At 72.8% G+C, this 16475-nt stretch carries 12 protein-coding genes; 6 read left to right on the top strand and 6 right to left on the bottom strand.

What is annotated here, in order from left to right; all coding sequences use genetic code 11:
- Positions 1-8: 8 nt before the first annotated feature.
- On the bottom strand, positions 9-1397 hold the full coding sequence (gene lpdA / locus ACH4EB_RS01495) for a dihydrolipoyl dehydrogenase (protein ID WP_398345201.1): 1389 nt from the start codon (positions 1395-1397) through the stop codon (positions 9-11).
- A 322-nt stretch (positions 1398-1719) separates the two neighbouring features.
- The gene (locus tag ACH4EB_RS01490) at positions 1720-3270 is read right to left on the bottom strand and encodes a leucyl aminopeptidase (protein ID WP_398345200.1); all 1551 of its coding nucleotides are present in this window, start codon (positions 3268-3270) and stop codon (positions 1720-1722) included.
- 366 nt (positions 3271-3636) lie between these two features.
- Here ACH4EB_RS01490 and ACH4EB_RS01485 point away from each other — a divergent pair, with 366 nt between their 5' ends.
- From ACH4EB_RS01485 to ACH4EB_RS01465, 5 genes are all read left to right on the top strand, one after another.
- On the top strand, positions 3637-5730 hold the full coding sequence (locus ACH4EB_RS01485; RefSeq protein WP_398345199.1) for a hypothetical protein: 2094 nt from the start codon (positions 3637-3639) through the stop codon (positions 5728-5730).
- A 661-nt stretch (positions 5731-6391) separates the two neighbouring features.
- Positions 6392-7891: a GT4 family glycosyltransferase PelF gene (gene pelF, locus ACH4EB_RS01480; protein WP_398345719.1), complete on the top strand. Its 1500-nt coding sequence runs from the start codon at positions 6392-6394 to the stop codon at positions 7889-7891.
- Positions 7888-9351: a hypothetical protein gene (locus ACH4EB_RS01475; RefSeq protein WP_398345197.1), complete on the top strand. Its 1464-nt coding sequence runs from the start codon at positions 7888-7890 to the stop codon at positions 9349-9351. Before pelF ends, ACH4EB_RS01475 begins: the two co-directional genes overlap by 4 nt.
- 141 nt (positions 9352-9492) lie before the next feature.
- Complete coding sequence (locus ACH4EB_RS01470) at positions 9493-10188, top strand: spherulation-specific family 4 protein (RefSeq protein ID WP_398345196.1); 696 nt, start codon at positions 9493-9495, stop codon at positions 10186-10188.
- Positions 10185-11078, top strand: a complete 894-nt coding sequence (locus ACH4EB_RS01465; RefSeq protein ID WP_398345195.1) for an endo alpha-1,4 polygalactosaminidase — start codon at positions 10185-10187, stop codon at positions 11076-11078. Before ACH4EB_RS01470 ends, ACH4EB_RS01465 begins: the two co-directional genes overlap by 4 nt.
- A gap of 42 nt (positions 11079-11120) precedes the next feature.
- Here the strand turns inward: ACH4EB_RS01465 and ACH4EB_RS01460 are convergent, their stop codons facing one another.
- On the bottom strand, positions 11121-11933 hold the full coding sequence (locus ACH4EB_RS01460; protein ID WP_398345194.1) for an adenosylcobinamide-GDP ribazoletransferase: 813 nt from the start codon (positions 11931-11933) through the stop codon (positions 11121-11123).
- A 78-nt stretch (positions 11934-12011) separates the two neighbouring features.
- Here ACH4EB_RS01460 and ACH4EB_RS01455 point away from each other — a divergent pair, with 78 nt between their 5' ends.
- Entirely contained in the window at positions 12012-12749 is a 738-nt protein-coding gene (locus tag ACH4EB_RS01455; protein WP_398345193.1) for a hypothetical protein, read from the top strand.
- Positions 12750-12865: 116 nt separating this feature from the next.
- Here ACH4EB_RS01455 and ACH4EB_RS01450 read toward each other — a convergent pair whose 3' ends face one another.
- From ACH4EB_RS01450 to cobT, 3 genes are all read right to left on the bottom strand, one after another.
- Complete coding sequence (locus tag ACH4EB_RS01450; RefSeq protein ID WP_398345192.1) at positions 12866-13570, bottom strand: hypothetical protein; 705 nt, start codon at positions 13568-13570, stop codon at positions 12866-12868.
- Entirely contained in the window at positions 13567-15336 is a 1770-nt protein-coding gene (locus tag ACH4EB_RS01445; protein ID WP_398345191.1) for a phosphatidylglycerol lysyltransferase domain-containing protein, read from the bottom strand. The genes ACH4EB_RS01450 and ACH4EB_RS01445 overlap by 4 nt, the downstream gene beginning before the upstream one ends.
- Positions 15337-15428: 92 nt before the next feature.
- Complete coding sequence (gene cobT / locus ACH4EB_RS01440; RefSeq protein ID WP_398345190.1) at positions 15429-16475, bottom strand: nicotinate-nucleotide--dimethylbenzimidazole phosphoribosyltransferase; 1047 nt, start codon at positions 16473-16475, stop codon at positions 15429-15431.

The raw sequence follows: 16475 nt of genomic DNA, 5'->3' as shown, positions 1-16475 counted from the left end.
GACCGGGATCAGTCGTGGGAGTGCAGAGGCTTGCCGGCCAGGGCCAGGTGGGCCTCGCCGAGCGCCTCGTTCTGCGTCGGGTGCGCGTGGATGAGCTGCGCAACCTCGGCCGGCAGGGCCTCCCAGTTGTAGACCAACTGGGCCTCGCCGACCTGCTCGCCCATACGGTCACCGACCATGTGGACGCCGACCACGGCACCGTCCTTGACCTGGACGAGCTTGATCTCGCCCGCGGTCTTGAGGATCTTGCTCTTGCCGTTGCCCGCGAGGTTGTACTTCAGAGCGACGACCTTGTCGGCACCGTACAGCTCCTTGGCCTTCGCCTCGGTGATACCCACCGAAGCGACCTCGGGGTGGCAGTACGTCACGCGCGGCACGCCGTCGTAGTCGATCGGCACGGTCTTCAGACCGGCCAGCCGCTCCGCCACCAGGATGCCCTCGGCGAAGCCGACGTGCGCGAGCTGGAGGGTGGGGACGAGGTCACCGACGGCCGAGATGGTCGGCACGTTGGTCTGCATGTACTCGTCCACGAGGACGTAGCCGCGGTCCATGGCGACCCCGGCCTCCTCGTAGCCCAGGCCCTGGGAGACCGGGCCGCGGCCGATGGCGACCAGCAGCACCTCGGCCTCGAAGGTCTTGCCGTCGGCCAGCGTGACCTTGACGCCGTCCTGGGTGTACTCGGCCTTGTCGAAGAAGGTGCCGAGGTTGAACTTGATGCCGCGCTTGCGGAAAGCCCGCTCCAGCAGCTTGGAGCTGTTCTCGTCCTCGACCGGGACGAGGTGCTTGAGGCCCTCGACGATGGTCACGTCGGTGCCGAAGGACTTCCACGCGGAGGCGAACTCGACGCCGATGACGCCGCCGCCCAGCACGATCGCGGACTTCGGCACGCGGTCCAGCTTCAGTGCGTGGTCCGAGGAGATGATCCGGTCGCCGTCGATGGTCAGGCCCGGCAGGGACTTCGGCACGGAGCCGGTCGCCAGCAGGATGTGGCGGCCCTGGACACGCTGGCCGTTCACGTCGACGGAGGTGGGGGAGGACAGCCGGCCCTCACCCTCGATGTAGGTCACCTTGCGGGAGGCGACCAGGCCCTGCAGCCCCTTGTACAGGCCCGAGATGACCTCGTCCTTGTACTTGTGGACGCCCTCGATGTCGATGCCGTCGAGGGTGGCCTTGACACCGAACTGCGCGGCTTCGCGGGCCTGGTCCGCGATCTCGCCGGCGTGCAGCAGGGCCTTGGTGGGGATGCAGCCGTTGTGCAGGCAGGTGCCGCCGAGCTTGTTCTTCTCGATCAGGGCGACGTCCAGGCCAAGCTGCGCCCCGCGCAGAGCAGCGGCGTAACCGCCGCTACCGCCTCCGAGGATCACTAGGTCGAAAACGGTGCTGGCGTCGTTCGCCACGTCACGTCCTCCATGCATGGGTACGCCGGAGCCGGTCTCCGATGACCGGGCGGCGGCTGTTGATCGGCCGCTGGTTGGTTCGGCCCTGATTAAGGGGGGCCCTGTCCTGCCAAGAACCCATCTTCGCACTTGTTGAAGGCGGACGGGACGGCGGGCCGGGCTGTGGGACGGCACGACGGCCGTTCCCGGGGGTTGCGCGCGCGGTTGCCCGGGCGTACGGGCGTACGGATTTCGTCGAGGGCGAACACGCGGGTACGGCCCCGGGCGCCGGGCCCGGGGCCGTACCGACAAAAACGCCGTAACCGCGGCAACCGCGACAGGGTCAGCCGAGGTCGCCGTCCGCGGTGCGCTCGGCCAGCCGCACCAGGGTGCGGACCGCGGAGCCGGTACCACCCTTGGGGGTGTAGCCGAAGGGTGCGCTCTCGTGGAAGGCCGGGCCGGCGATGTCCAGGTGAGCCCAGGTGATGCCCTCGCCCACGAACTCCTGGAGGAAGACCCCGGCCAGCAGGCCGCCGCCGGCCCGCTCGCCGACGTTCTTCAGGTCGGCCACCGGCGAGTCCATGGTCCGGCGCAGTTCGGACGGCATCGGCATCGGCCAGGACGGCTCGCCGGCCTCCTCCGCGATCTCGTGCAGGCTCGCCCGGAAGGCGTCGTCGTTGGCCATGATCCCGAAGGTCCGGTTGCCCAGCGCCAGCACCATCGCGCCGGTCAGCGTCGCGACGTCCACGATCGCGTCGGGCCACTCCTCCGAGGCGCGGGTCAGCGCGTCGGCCAGCACCAGGCGGCCCTCGGCATCGGTGTTCAGCACCTCGACGGTCTTGCCGTTGTACATGGTCAGCACGTCGCCGGGGCGCATCGCGTTGCCCGACGGCATGTTCTCGGCGAGCGCCAGCCAGCCGGTGACGTTGACCCGCAGGCCCAGCCGGGCGGCGGCCACGACCGCGGCGAACACCGCGGCGGCGCCGCTCATGTCGCACTTCATGGTTTCGTTGTGGCCGGCCGGCTTCAGGGAGATGCCGCCCGAGTCGTAGGTGATGCCCTTGCCGACCAGCGCCAGGGTCTTTTCGGCCTTCGGGTGGGTGTGGGCGATCCGCACCAGCCGCGGCGGGTTGTCCGAGCCCTGGCCGACGCCCATCAGGCCGCCGTAGCCGCCCTTCTTCAGCGCCTTCTCGTCCAGCACCTCGACCTTGAGGCCGAACTCCTTCGCGGCGGCCTGGGCCTGCGCGGCGAAGGACTTCGGGGTGAGGTCGTTGGAGGGGGTGTTGATCAGGTCGCGGGCGCGGTTGACCTCGGCGGCCAGCGCCTCGGCGCGCTCGGCGGCGGCCTTGAAGGCCTTGTCGCGCGGCTTGCCGCCGAGGATCGCGATCTCGGCCACCGGAGCCTTGCCGTTGCCGTCGGCCTTCTTGCCGCCGCGGGCGGTCTTCACCTCGCCGCTGTCGCTGCGGTACGCCGTGAAGGCGTACGCGCCGAGCAGCGCGCCCTCGGCGACCGCCGCGGCGTCCCCGGCGTCGGCGGCGGGCAGCGCGAAGCCGGCCTTCTTGGTGCCCGTCAGGGCGCGGGCGGCGCAGCCGGCGGCCCGGCGCAGCACCTCGGGGTCGTACTCCTCGTCCCCGGCCGGGGCGTCGCCCAGTCCGACCGCCAGCACGACCGCGGCCTTCAGGCCGGCGGCGGCCGGCAGCTTGGTGATCTCGCCCTCGGCACCGCCGGCGCCGAGGGTCTCCAGGACGGCGGCGAGCCCGCCGTCGAACGCCTTGTCCACGGCTTCGGCGCCGGGGGCCAGTACGACGCCCTTGGCGCCCTTGGCCACGCCGACGACAACGGTGTCCGCACGCAACGTCGCGGCGGAGGATGTGCTGAGGGTCAGTGCAGTCACGGTGATGAGAGTCCTGTTCCGTCCGGGTGTCCGTTCGCGCCGAGGGCGCTGCTGCGGCCGAGCCTACGCTCGGGTGCCGCGCACGTAACCGCTTGCTGCCGTATCGGCCCGGCTTGTCACGTCTTCACCACCCGTCTCTGGGGCCCCAATGCCTCCTGAAGGCGGAGGAGTTGTCGGTTCCGCGGAAAGGCGGGTCGGTTCACACATCGGGGTTCGCCGTCAATCCCCGTGCACCGAATGAGACGTGCGTCACAGTAGTGGCGACTGTGGGATAGACGGGTGCGAACCTTCGCATGATGTGCACGAGCCTGCCCGGTACCGCTTCCGGAAGCAGGGGGGACTTCCGGGGGGGAAGGGACTGCGCCCATGGGCAGCAACAGCACGCCGGCCGCCAGACCGGCCAGAGCCTTGGCCGCGCTCACCGCGGCGATGATCACGGCACTGCCGCTGGCGGTGAGTGCCCCCGCCGCCGCGCGGACCGCGCCCGCCGTGGCGGACGTGGTGCCACGGATCGACCTGCGGGTGCTGGTCGTCAGTGACGGCGGTGAGTCCGTCAACGCGATCGCCGCCGAACTGCGCGGCCAGGGCATCCCGTACACCACCGTCGACCTGACGCGTTCCGGCCGCCCGGTCATCGACGCGGCGTTCCTCAGTGACACCGTGGACGGCCGGCCGCGCGCCAAGTTCCAGGGCGTCGTCCTGCCGAACGACAACCCCTTCGGCAACGCCGCGTCCACGGAGCTGGCCGCCCTGAAGGCGTACGAGACCACGTACAAGATCCCGCAGGTGGACGCGTACACCTACGCCCGGCCCGACATCGGCCTGCGCACGCCCGACGACGGCGGCTACGCCGGAGTGCTGGACGGCTTCGCCACCCGCACCACCGCCGCGGGCAAGGCGGGCCCGTTCGGCTACCTCAAGGGCGCGGTGCCCTTCGAGGACGCCGACCCGCAGGTCTCCGAGAGCTACGGCTACATAGCGCAGCCGCTCGCCGACCCACCGGCCGGCGCCACGTTCACCCCGTACCTGGACGCGGCGGTGCCGGGCGGCTCCGCGCGCGGCTCGCTGGTCGGCGAGTACGCCCGCGACGGCCGCCGCGAACTGGTCGTCACCTTCGCGCAGAACCGCTACCAGCAGCAGTTCCGGCTGCTCGCCCGCGGCATCGTGGACTGGCTCACCCAGGGCGTCCACCTCGGCCGCAGCCGCAACTACTTCTCCGTCCAGGTCGACGACATCTTCGCCCCGGACGCCCGCTGGGACGTCAGGAACAACTGCACCCCCGGCGACTTCGACTGTCCCGCCGGCGTCCCGGACACCACGCCGATCCGGATGAGCGAGGCGGACGCCGCGTACGCCGCGCAGTGGCAGCGCGACCGGGACTACCGGCTCGACATGGTCTACAACGCCGGCTCCGGCGAGGAGTGGAAGTACGAGCACGGCGGCGTGGACGCGATGGCCGACCGGCTGCTCGCCGACAAGGCCGAGTACCGCTGGGTCAACCACACCTGGACCCACCCCTTCCTCGGCTGCGTCCAGGACACCTCGGTCGTCCCCTGGCGCTGTGCCAAGGACCTGTTCGGCAACACCCGGTGGACCAGCCGCAGCGAGATCACCGCCGAGATCGACAAGAACCACGCCTGGGGCGTGGCCAAGGGCCTGGACGTGGACCCTTCGGAGCTGGTCACCGGCGAGCACTCCGGCCTCAAGACCCTGCCGCAGCAGCCGCAGGACAACCCCAACCTCGCGCCCGCGCTCGCCGCCACCGGCGTCAAGTGGCTGGCCAGCGACAACTCGCGGGAGTCCGCGCAGCGCCCGGCCGGGGCGGCACTGACCGTGCCGCGCTACCCGATGAACGTGTACTACAACGTGGGCAAGGCGGCCGAAGAGGTCGACGAGTACAACTGGATCTACACCAGCAAGGCCGACGGCGGCAGCGGGATCTGCGAGACGGACCCCAACTCCACCTGTATGCCCGGGCCGCTGCCGACGTCCACCGGCTACGCCTCGTACATCGTCCCGCAGGAGGCGCGGACCGCCCTCGGGCATGCTCTGGCCAACGATCCGCGGCCGCACTACATCCACCAGTCGAACCTCGCCGAGGACCGGATCGCCTATCCGGTTCTGGACAAAGTTCTGGCCGACTATCGCGGGTTCTTCGAGGACAACACCCCGGTCCTCAACCAGCGCCACCGGGACATCGGACGCGAGATGCAGCAGCGTGCGGCCTGGCAGCGGGCGCTGGACGACGGTTCGGTGACGGCGTACAGAATCGGCGACGCTGTCACCATCACGTCGCCGGCCGGAGTGGCCGCTGCGGCTACGATGCCCGACGGAACCAGAAAGCAACTCGCCGACGGGACCGCGGAATTCGGCGAACGCTATGCCGGACGGGTATCGGAGTGGGCCACAGCGCAGTCGCCCGGAGCGGCCATCACGCTCAAGCTTCCGACGACCGCCTGACGCGTCCCCGGTACCGCCCGGCCCGCGCACCCGGCCGGGCGCGCCGGGGCCGGGCGGCCGCCGCGTACCGCCACCGCCGGAACCGACGCCCCGCACCGTCCCCCGCCCGCCACCGCTCCCAACGGCGCACGGCGGCCCTGCCGCGCACCGCAGCACGCGCACGGCCGCTCCCGCACCCGCGCCACCCCGCGCCGCACCACACTCGTCGCACCGCAGATCCCGCACCGAGGCACCCGCACGCAACCACCGCGCCCGCACCGACGCACCGGTGCACGACGGCGCACCCGCACCCGGACATCTGGACGGACGCGCAGGTACGGACGCGCCCGCACAGGTGTCCCGCGGCCGTGTCCGCACACCGGCGCCGGCCCACCGCACCCCCGCCCCCGCGCACCGCCCACACCCCCGCACCGCAGCCCGTCAGCACCCACACGTACCCCGCAGCTCCGCACGCGCACGCCGCACCAGGCCGGCACGGCCGCCGGCCGCGCCCCGCGCGACGCGCCCGCACGGTGCCCGCAGCACCCGCGCCCGCGCGCTCCGTACCGCTCCACCCAGCACTCATTTCCCGGGGGGACCCGCCATGAACGCAACCCTGTACGAGGTCGGCAGCCGAAGTCGGCAGCCCGACGACGCGCCACAGCCCGGCAGGCACGTCACCATGCTCACCGAGGGCACCTACCCGCACGTCCACGGCGGCGTCTCCACCTGGTGCGACCAGCTCGTACGGGGCATGCCCGAAGTCCGTTTCAACGTCATCGCGCTCACCGGCAGCGGCCGTGAGCCGGTGACCTGGGACCTGCCCGACAACGTCTACGCGCGCTCCTCCGTCCCCATGTGGGGCCCGCCGCCGGGCCGGCGCACCGCCGGGCTGTTCCGGGGACGCGAGCGCCGCCGCTTCGTCGACACCTACGAACGCTTCCTGCTGTCCATGCTGGACCCGCAGTCCTGCACCGACTTCGGCACCGAGCTGTACGCGCTGGCCGCGCTCGCCCGCGAAGGGCGCCTGAGCGCCGCGCTGCGCACCGAGTCCGCGCTGCGCTCGCTGATGTGGATCTGGACCCTGCCGCACGTCGCCACGCGCGCCGCCGGGCCCACCGTGCACGACGCGCTGACCGCCACCGACCTGCTCGAACACGCGCTGCGTCCGCTGTCCGTACGCGTACCGCTGGACAGCGTCGCGCACGCGGTCAGCAACGGGCTGGCCTGCCTGCCCGCGCTCGCCGCCAAAGAGTTCGACGGCGTACCGTTCCTCCTCACCGAGCACGGCATCTACCTGCGCGAGCGCTACCTCGGCTACCGCTCCGACGCCCAGCGCTGGCCCGTCAAGGCCCTGATGCTCGGCTTCTACCGTCAGCTCACCATCGAGAGCTACCGGGCCGCCGACCTCGTCACGCCCTGCAACAAGTACAACAAGCGCTGGGAGGAGCGCGGCGGCACCCCGCCCGAGAAGATCCGCACCGTCTACAACGGCGTCGACGTCCAGCTCTTCCCGCACGCCGAACAGGAGCCGGACGCGCCGACGCTGAGCTGGGCCGGGCGGATCGACCCGATCAAGGACCTGGAAACCCTCATCCGCGCCTACGCGCTGTGCCGCGCCGAGGTCCCCGACCTGCGGCTGCGGCTGTTCGGCGGGGTGCCGGCCGGCGGCGAGGCGTACAAGACCCGCTGCGAGAAGCTGGCCGCCTCGCTCGGCGTGACCGACGGGCTGAGCTGGGAGGGACGCATCGACGACGTGGCCCGTGCCTACGCCGCCGGCAGCATCGTCATGCTCTCCAGCATCTCCGAAGGCTTCCCGTTCAGCCTGATAGAGGCCATGTCCTGCGGCCGTTCGACCGTCTCGACCGACGTCGGCGGGGTGCGTGAGGCGGTCGGCGACACCGGGCTCGTCGTCCCGCCCCGGGAACCGGAGGCGATGGCCGAAGCCACCCTGGGGCTGCTCAGGGGCGGCTGGGAGAAGCGCGCCGAACTCGGCAGCCGGGCCCGGCAGCGGGTCATCGACCAGTTCACGCTGCGCCGCTCCGTCGACGGCTTCCGCACCATCTACCGCGAACTCGACGGCGCCGGCCGGTCCGGCGCCGGGCAGCCGCAGGACGAGTGGACGCTCCAGCTCCGCGGACCGTGGCCCGCCCCCCTCGCCGCCGACGGGGCCAACTGGTGAGCGGATCCCTGTGGCTGGTGCCGGGGGAGGGCACGGACCGCGCGGACGACCTGCCGGACGTACCGCGGCCCCGGCGCCCGCACTGGGCCGCGCCCGACCCGGTCGACGAACTCGCCGGGCGCATGGGCGACCTGATCGCCGCCGCCGTCCACCCCGACGAGATCGCCGCCATCATCGAGTCCGACGGCATGAGCGACGACCAGATAAAGCTCACCTACGGGCGCGAGAACTCCTTCGCCCTCGCCGAGGAACTGTGGGAGCGCGTGCCGCGCCGCTACCCCGAACCGGACCGCGCGCTCACCGACCCCTGGCGGGTCAGCGCGCTCGGCTGCCTGCTGCGCGCCGTCGTCTTCGCGCTGCCGGGCCTCGCCTACGTCGTCGGCTCCCACCTGCTGACCGGCCCGCCGGACTCCCGCGGACTGCCCGCGGGAACGCTGCCGCTGCTCGCGGGCGCCCTGGCGGGCTGGGTCTGGAACCAGGCGCTCGCCCACCGCGCGTACTCCTGGCTCGGCCTCGGCGAACGGCGGGCCGCCGCCCGGGCCCTCGCCGTCGGCGCGCCGCTCGGCGCGCTGGCCGGCGCGGCGGTCGCCTGGGCCGTCGGCGCCGCCGACGCGGACGCCTCCGGCTCGGTGGTCTTCGCCGCTGGCCAGGCGGCCTACCTCGGCGCGGCCACCACCCTGCTCGTCTTCGGCCGGGAACGGTGGCTGCTGTGCGCCCTGGCCCCGGTCGCGCTCGGCGCCGCCACGATGACGGTGTACGTGCCGCCGGACGCCGTACGGGGCGCGCTGCTCGCCGGGTCGCTCGGCGCGGCCGTCGCGCTGGCCGCCGTCACCGTCCTGCGCTGCCGCCGCGAACCGCGGCCGGACGGGCCGGCGCCGCGAGCCGTGGCCTCCGTGCCGTACGGGCTCTTCGGCCTGGCCATAGGGGTGCTGGTGCTGCTCACCGCGCTCGGCGACGTCCTGCGGTACGGGGCCGAGGCCGAGGTCGCGGCGCCCGCGGCGGTGGCCCTCACGCTCAGCATGGGCCCGGCCGAATGGCTGCTGTACCGCTACCGCAGCCGGGCCCTCGCCGGGCTGCGCGCCAGCACCACCCCCGCCGGGTTCTGGCGCGCCACCTCCGGCGCGCTGGCCCGGTGCCTGGCCGCCTATCTCGCCGTGCTCGCCCTGCTCGGCGGCGTCGGCAGCCTGTTGTGGCGGCAGGGGCCGCCGATGGACGCGGCACACGGTCTGGGGCTGCTGTGCCTGGGCACGGTGCTGTGGACCGCGCTGCTCCTCCAGGCGTTCGGGGCGGTGCCGGTCGCGGCGGTGGTGTGCGGACTGGCCGCGACCGCCCAGACCGTGGTCCTGGTGGCCGGTCCGCTGTCCCCGGCCGTCGCCCAACTGACGGTCTGCGGTGCCGCGGCGCTCGTCCTGGCGGCGGTGGGCTCCGCGCTGCTGGGGCGCGCTACGGCACACCGCTGAGGGGCGGCAGGGGGGAGGCGGCCGCTCGAATTCCGCCTCCGCTCCCCGCACTTGGCCGGTAATCGATGCCGGGCCCGCGTGCCGTCCGCCGCCCTCGTATCCTCAGCGTCTCGTCCCATTTCCGACAGGAGCCCCCGAACCATGACCCGGCCGTCCTCGGGGCAGCTCCGCGCGCCCTCCCGTCAGCTCCTGGTCCCGCTCTACGAGCACCCCGCCGAACGCCCCGACGCCTGGCGTCGGCTGATCGCGGCGGCGCCCGACCTGTACGGCGTGGTACTGAATCCGGCCAGCGGACCGGGCACCGCCCCCGACCCGGACTTCGCCGAGGTCGCCGGGCTCCTGCGCGCCGCGGGGGTACGGGTCCTCGGCTACGCGGACACCGACTACGGCCGCCGCCCGCACGCGGCCGTGGTCCAGGACCTGCTGCGGCACCGCGACTGGTACGCGGCCGACGGCGTGTTCCTCGACCAGGCCGCGGCGGACGCCGGGCTCCTCGCGCACTACCGCCGCCTGACGGTCGCCGCGCGCGCCGCCGGGGCCCGTACCGTCGTCCTCAACCACGGCGTCCACCCGCACCCGCGCTACCTGGACTTCGCCGACCTCCTGGTCACCTTCGAGGACGACTGGGCCGCGTACGAGGCCGCCGAGATCCCGCCGTGGACCGCCCACCACCCGCCCGAGCGGTTCTGCCACCTCATCCACGGCCTCCCCGAAACCTGCGCACGGGCCGCCGCCGAGCTGGTCCGGCAGCGCGGGGCCGCCGTGCACTGCGCCGTCCCCGGCACCGCGCCGCACCCCTGGGACGCACTTCCGCCCTACCTGGAGACACCCCGATGAACGCCCCGCACCACCGCAAGAAACTCCTGCTCCTCCTCGGCGCGCTCCTGTTCGTCGGCACCGCCTGCTCACAGACCCCGTCCGGCCCGCACGACAGACCCGGCCACAGCACGAGCCCCGGCACCGGCGGCCCCAGCAGCCCCAGCACGCCCAGTGGCGGCCCGAGCAGCCCCGGGGGCGCCAAGCCGCGTCCCGTCTGGCACCCGAAGCCGGGCGTCGACTGGCAGTGGCAGCTCACCGGAAAGCTCGACCTCTCCGTGGACGCGCCCGTCTACGACATCGACGGCTTCCGCCACGAGGCGTCCACGGTCGCCGACCTCCACAAGCGGGGCCGCAAGGTCATCTGCTACGTCAGCGTCGGCGCGTACGAGGACTTCCGTCCGGACGCGCGCCACTTCCCCAAGGGCGTCATCGGCGAGGACAACGGCTGGGAAGGCGAGCGCTGGCTCGACGTCCGCCGCCTGGACGTGCTGCGGCCGCTGCTGGCCAAGCGCTTCGACATGTGCCGCGACAAGGGCTTCGACGCGGTCGAGCCGGACAACGTCGACGGCTACAAGAACGAGACCGGTTTCGACCTGACGGCCGAGGACCAGCTCGCCTTCAATCGCATGATCGCGAAGCTGGCCCACGACCGCGGCCTGTCCGTCGGCCTCAAGAACGACCTCGACCAGATCCCCCAGCTCGTCGGCGACTTCGACTTCGCCGTCAACGAGCAGTGCGCCCAGTACGACGAGTGCGCCAAGATGACCCCCTTCATCGAGGCCGGCAAGGCCGTCTTCCACGTCGAGTACGAACTCCCGGCGTCCCGCTTCTGCGCCTCGACGAACCGGCTCCGCCTCAGCTCGATGCAGAAGCGCCTCCACCTGGACGCCTGGCGCCAGGCGTGCTGACGTACGGCACCTGACGGCCCGCAGGGGACCGCGACCGTCCCCTCACCCCACCGCCAGCACCACCAGCGCCGCCACCCCCGTCGTCTCCGCGATGGCGCCGAAGACATCGCCGGTGATGCCGCCGAAGCGGTGGCGGCAGCGGCGCAGGACCGCTTCGCCCGCGGCGAGCGCGAGGAGGGCGGCCAGGGCCGTGTGGAGGGCGCCGTACCCGCCGGCGTGGGTGCCGAGGGCGGCGGACAGGGCGATGACCGCGGCCGCCGCGGCCATGGCCCGGCGCGGCGGGACGGTGCCGGCCACGGCGGCGCCCAGGCCGTCGGGGCGGGCCGCGGGGACGCCGGGACGGGCGGCGAGGGTGAGGGCGCAGCGGGCCGAGACGGCCGCGACGACGGCGGCCGCCGCGCCGTGGGCCCAGCCGCCTTCGTACAGATGGGCCAGGGCGGCCACCTGGGCCAGCAGGGTGAACAGCAGCGTGATGACGCCGAACGGGCCGATGTCGGACTGCTTCATGATGCGCAGCGCGTCCTCGGCGGGCTTGCCGCTGCCCAGGCCGTCGGCGGTGTCGGCGAGGCCGTCCAGGTGGAGACCGCGGGTGAGGACGGCGGGTACGGCCGCCGTGGCGACGGCGGCGAGGAGGGGACCGCCGTCCAGGAGGAGCAGCAGGGTGCCCAGGGCGGCCGAGGCCAGGCCGATCACCAGCCCGGCCACCGGCGCGCACAGCATGCCGCCGCGCGCCGCGGGCCGGTCCCAGCGGCGGAGCCGTACGGGCAGCACGGTCAGCGTGCCGAAGGCGAAGCGCATGGCGTCCCCGAGGGTGGGGGAAGGCGAGGGGCCGGACGGGGCGGCGGCGTCGTTCATCGCGGCAGGCTAACCCGGCCGCCCCGGACCGTACGGCGCTAAATTGCCGCTATACGCGACAAATGGGGAGTACGTGGCATGGGTCACTGGTGGGTCCGCAACATCGTCGAGCCGGGGAAGCTCCCCCTGCTGCTGGCACTCGTCTCCTTCGTCCTGACCTTCGTCGTGACCCGGGTGATCACCCGGCTGATCCGGGCCGGGAAGGGCCCCTTCCGCAACATCGCGCCGGGCGGCCTGCACATCCACCACGTCGTGCCGGGCGTGGTGCTCATGGTGGTCGGCGGGTTCACCGCCCTGGCCGGTGGGCGCCACGGGTACGGGTCGGGGATGGCGGCGGTGCTGTTCGGGATGGGGGTCGGGCTGGTGCTGGACGAGTTCGCGCTGATCCTGCACCTGGACGACGTGTACTGGAGCGAGCAGGGCACCAAGAGCGTGGAGATCGTGATCGTCACGGCCGCGCTGGTGGCGCTGATCCTGGGCGGCGCGCTGCCGTTCGGGGTGAACGAGCTGGGGCCCGAGGAGTTCCACAACCGCTTCCGGGTGGTGCGGACGGTGGGGATCAACTTCCTGTTCGCGCTGGTGGCGCTCTTCAAGGGGAAGGGCCGGCTGGCGGTGATCGGGGTGTTCGTCCCGTTCGTCGCGCTGTTCGGGGCGGTCCGGCTGGCGCGGCCCAACTCTCCCTGGGCGAAACGATTCTACCGGCGGCGCCCCAAGGCCCGTGCCAAGGCGAAGGTCCGCGCCTACCGGCACGACCGGCGCTGGAACGGGCTGCGCCGCCGGGTGAACCACGTCATCGGCGGGACGCCCACGCACTGACCCGGCGCGGCACGTCACCGGCGGAGCGCCCGGCCACAGGCCCGGCGCGGCACGTCACCGGGCGGGACGCCCAGCCGCCGGCCCGGCGCCCGGCCGCACCCTCTTCGTCCAGCGCGTCACCGGCCGGGCGCCGAGCCGCTGACCCGCTGTTCGCCCCGCGGTTTGCGCCGGTGCAGCACCTCCCACACCCCGCACAGCGCCAGCACCGCCACGACCGCGGCGATGTGCTCCCGGCCCGCCAGGTTGTTCTTGATGAACACCACCTCGTAGACCATCGCCAGCACCACCAGCGCGCAGGTGAACCACGCCCGGTAGACCCAGCACACGAAGATGCCGAGCCCCACCACGGCCGCCGACGGGCCGGTGTCGTGCACGAACGCGTCCGTCGGCGGCAGGCCGATCGGGTTGTCCGGCCCGAGCCAGATGCCGATCCGCGCGTACATCGTCCCGGCGAGCGTGGCCGCGTACGCGATCAGCAGCGTCCGGGCCCGGCCCAGGCAGATCTCACCGATGCCGAAGACGAGCAGGAGCTGCGCCAGCGCGCCCCACACCGGCAGGTCCAGGGCGGGCACGAACAGCGACAGCGGCGTACGCAGCAGCGCCAGCCACAGGTGCTCGTCGGCCTGCACCGAGCCGATGTTCTGGACGAGCTGGTAGCCCCAGGACTGGTTCTGGACGATCTGGAAGAGCGAGGTGAGCAGGACGGCGGCGACCGTCATGGGGATCGCCAGCAGCTTCCTCGTGCGCAGGCCGGACCACACGGTCCGGAACAGCAGGCCCCACTCGGCACGCACCGCGCGGCGCAGGACCGGCTCGCTCATCTCTTGGTCTCCAGGTGTTTGCGGTTGAGCCACTTCGGCAGGCCGGGGGCTTCCAGGAAGCCCTCGGCGCGGGCGGCGGCGACACCGATGCGCAGCAGGTCGGTGCTCTTCTCGAAGAGCAGGTAACGGGGCTCCCAGATGGGCCGGTACTTCGCGTTGGCGCGGTAGAGCGATTCGATCTGCCACCACCGGGAGAAGAAGCTGAGCAGCGAGCGCCACAGGCGCAGCACCGGGCCCGCGCCGAGCCGCGAACCGCGTTCGAAGACGGAGCGGAACATCGCGAAGTTCAGTGACACCTGAGTGACGTCCACCTCTTTGGCCCGCTGGATCAGCTCCAGCACCATGAACTCCATCAGCCCGTTCTCGGAGTCCCGGTCGCGGCGCATCAGGTCCAGCGACAGCCCCTTGGCGCCCCACGGTACGAAGCTGAGCAGCGCGCGCAGTTCACCGTCGGCGTCGGTGCATTCGAGCATCACGCAGCGCCCGTCGCCGGGGTCGCCGAGCCGGCCCAGTGCCATGGAGAAGCCGCGCTCGGTCTCGCCGTCGCGCCAGTCGTCGGCCAGCTTCAGCAGCCGGTCCAGCTCCTCCTCGGGGAGGTCCTCGTGGCGGCGGATGCGGACGGTGTACCCGGCCCGCTGGACGCGGTTGTAGGCCTGCCGGACGGTACGCATCGCGCGCCCCTCCAGCGTGAACTCCCCGGTGTCCACGATCGCCTCGTCGCCCAGCTCCAGCGCGTCCAGGCCGTGCCGGGCGTAGATCGTGCCGCCTTCCTCACTGGCGCCCATGACGGCGGGTGTCCAGCCGTGCGAGCGGGCCTCGGCGAGCCACAGGTCGATGGCGCCGGGCCAGGCCTCCGGGTCGCCGATCGGGTCGGCGGAGGCGAGTGAGACCCCGCCGACGACCCGGTAGGTGACGGCGGCCTTGCCGGTGGGGGACCAGATGACGCTCTTGTCGCGGCGCAGCGCGAAGTAGCCCAGCGAGTCCCGGTCGCCCTGGCGGGCCAGCAGGCCGCGCAGCTTCTCCTCGTCCTCGGGGGTGATCGGGTCGGTGCTGCGTACGGACCGGAACGCGGCCCACAGTACGAGCAGCAGCAGGACCGTGCTCAGTACGTTGATGACGACGTTGACCCAGTTCGGCGTGGCGATGCCGGGGAAGCGGGTCTCGTCGGGGGCGATGGAGACCAGCCGCATGGCGCCGTAGCGCCAGCGGTCCAGGAAGGTCGAGTGGTGGCCGTCGCCGGCGGTGTTGGCCACGGTGACCAGGAGCCCGGCGAGCAGCGAGGTCACCAGCAGGCCGCCGAGCGCCACGGCCGCGGCCAGCCTGGGGTTGGCGCGGTCGCCCTTGGCGTAGAACTCCTTGCGGCCCATCACCAGCGAGACGACGAACAGCAGCGTCACGAAGAAGGAGAACCAGTTCTGCCCGTGCCGGCGGGTTTCCGGCTCGGCCGCCATCGCGAAGGCGAACAGCACCAGGAACAGCCCGGACAGTACGAGGTTGAGTATCCATGCGGCGCGTTTGCGGCGGCGCATGGTGACCGCGAAGAACAGCGAGAAGACGCCGGACGCGAAGCCCGCGGTGAGCAGATACGGGGTGAAGAACTCATCGACGTTGTGCCGGCGGATGTCCTGTCCGACCGACACCCACACGGCGCTGAGGATATTGATGAAGGTGACGGCACGCAGGTACCAGACGGCATACGCGGCACCGCGCTGTGACCACCGACCGCGGGTGCGGTCCTCATCCGGGCTCAAACGGACTTCTCCCATGAAGCTTGATCATATGGGGGCGCCGCCGATCCCCGGATCCACTGGAATCCGGCTCCTTCGCAGGTCCGCGAGCCGTTTCCGGCCGGCGTCCCTCAGTCGCGCACGGGCAGGTCTGCCGCCAGGGCCGCGGCCGCCTGCACCAGTGGCAGAGCGAGCAGCGATCCCGTCCCCTCACCAGCAGTGACGCCGTGATCGAGCAAAGGGTTGAGTGCGATCCGGTCGAGTGCCTTGGACTGCGCCGGCTCGCCGCTGACCTGCCCGGCCAGCCACCAGTCCGGCGCCCGGAACGCCACCCGCTGCGCGACCAGCGCGCAGGCCGCCGAGACCACCCCGTCCAGGATCACCGGGGTGCGCCGGACCGCGCTCTGCAGCAGGAACCCGGTGATCGCGGCCAGGTCGGCGCCGCCGGCGGCGGCCAGCAGCTCCACCTGGTCGCCGAGGACCGGCCGGGCCCGGCGCAGCGCGTCCCGGATCGCCGCGCACTTGCGCATCCAGGCCAGGTCGTCGATGCCCGCGCCGCCGCGCCCGGTGACCACCGACGCGTCGGTGCCGCACAGCGCGGCGATCAGCACGCTCGCCGCGGTGGTGCCGCCCACACTCAGGTCGCCGAGCGCGACCAGGTCCGTACCGGCGTCCGCCTCCTCGTCGGCGACCGCCATGCCCGCCCGGAAGGCACGTTCCGCCTCTTCGGACGTCAGCGCGTCCTCGATGTCGATCCGGCCCGAACCCCGCCGCACCCGGTGCCGGGTGACGTCCTCCGGCAGCTCCGCCGGGTCGCAGTCCACCGCTATGTCCACGACCCGCACCGGGACCCCGGCCCGCCGCGCGAGGACCGCCGCCGGGCCGGCCCCGTCCAGCACGTCCCGGACGAGCTTTTCGGTGGTCCCGGCCGGGCGGCCCGAGACGTCCAGCGACGCCACCCCGTGGTCGCCCGCGAACAGCACCGCACGCGGCCGCTCGATCGGCCGTACCGGTACCTGCTGCTGCGCGGCGGCCAGCCACTCGCCCAGCTCGTCCAGTCGGCCCAGGGCCCCGGGCGGCACCGCCAGCCGCTGCCGGCGCTCCTCGGCATCGCGGCGCGCGCCGCCGTCGGGGCGCTCGATCAGGTGGGCGAAGTCATCGAGGTTCAGGGCGCTCAT

The sequence above is a fragment of the Streptomyces sp. NPDC018045 genome (genome assembly GCF_044327445.1).
Classification (GTDB): domain Bacteria; phylum Actinomycetota; class Actinomycetes; order Streptomycetales; family Streptomycetaceae; genus Streptomyces.
Note: the sequence above shows the minus strand (reverse complement) of the source record. Positions and strands in the feature narration are given on the sequence as shown.

Bases quoted from the DNA above. Each gene is read 5' to 3' on its own strand.
- ACH4EB_RS01460 (WP_398345194.1), bottom strand. From the start codon at position 11,933: ATGAACGACGCCGCCGCCCCGTCCGGCCCCTCGCCTTCCCCCACCCTC.
- pelF (WP_398345719.1), top strand. From the start codon at position 6,392: ATGCTCACCGAGGGCACCTACCCGCACGTCCACGGCGGCGTCTCCACC.
- ACH4EB_RS01485 (WP_398345199.1), top strand. From the start codon at position 3,637: ATGGGCAGCAACAGCACGCCGGCCGCCAGACCGGCCAGAGCCTTGGCC.
- ACH4EB_RS01445 (WP_398345191.1), bottom strand. From the start codon at position 15,336: ATGGGAGAAGTCCGTTTGAGCCCGGATGAGGACCGCACCCGCGGTCGG.
- ACH4EB_RS01465 (WP_398345195.1), top strand. From the start codon at position 10,185: ATGAACGCCCCGCACCACCGCAAGAAACTCCTGCTCCTCCTCGGCGCG.
- ACH4EB_RS01455 (WP_398345193.1), top strand. From the start codon at position 12,012: ATGGGTCACTGGTGGGTCCGCAACATCGTCGAGCCGGGGAAGCTCCCC.
- cobT (WP_398345190.1), bottom strand. From the start codon at position 16,475: ATGAGCGCCCTGAACCTCGATGACTTCGCCCACCTGATCGAGCGCCCC.
- ACH4EB_RS01470 (WP_398345196.1), top strand. From the start codon at position 9,493: ATGACCCGGCCGTCCTCGGGGCAGCTCCGCGCGCCCTCCCGTCAGCTC.
- ACH4EB_RS01450 (WP_398345192.1), bottom strand. From the start codon at position 13,570: ATGAGCGAGCCGGTCCTGCGCCGCGCGGTGCGTGCCGAGTGGGGCCTG.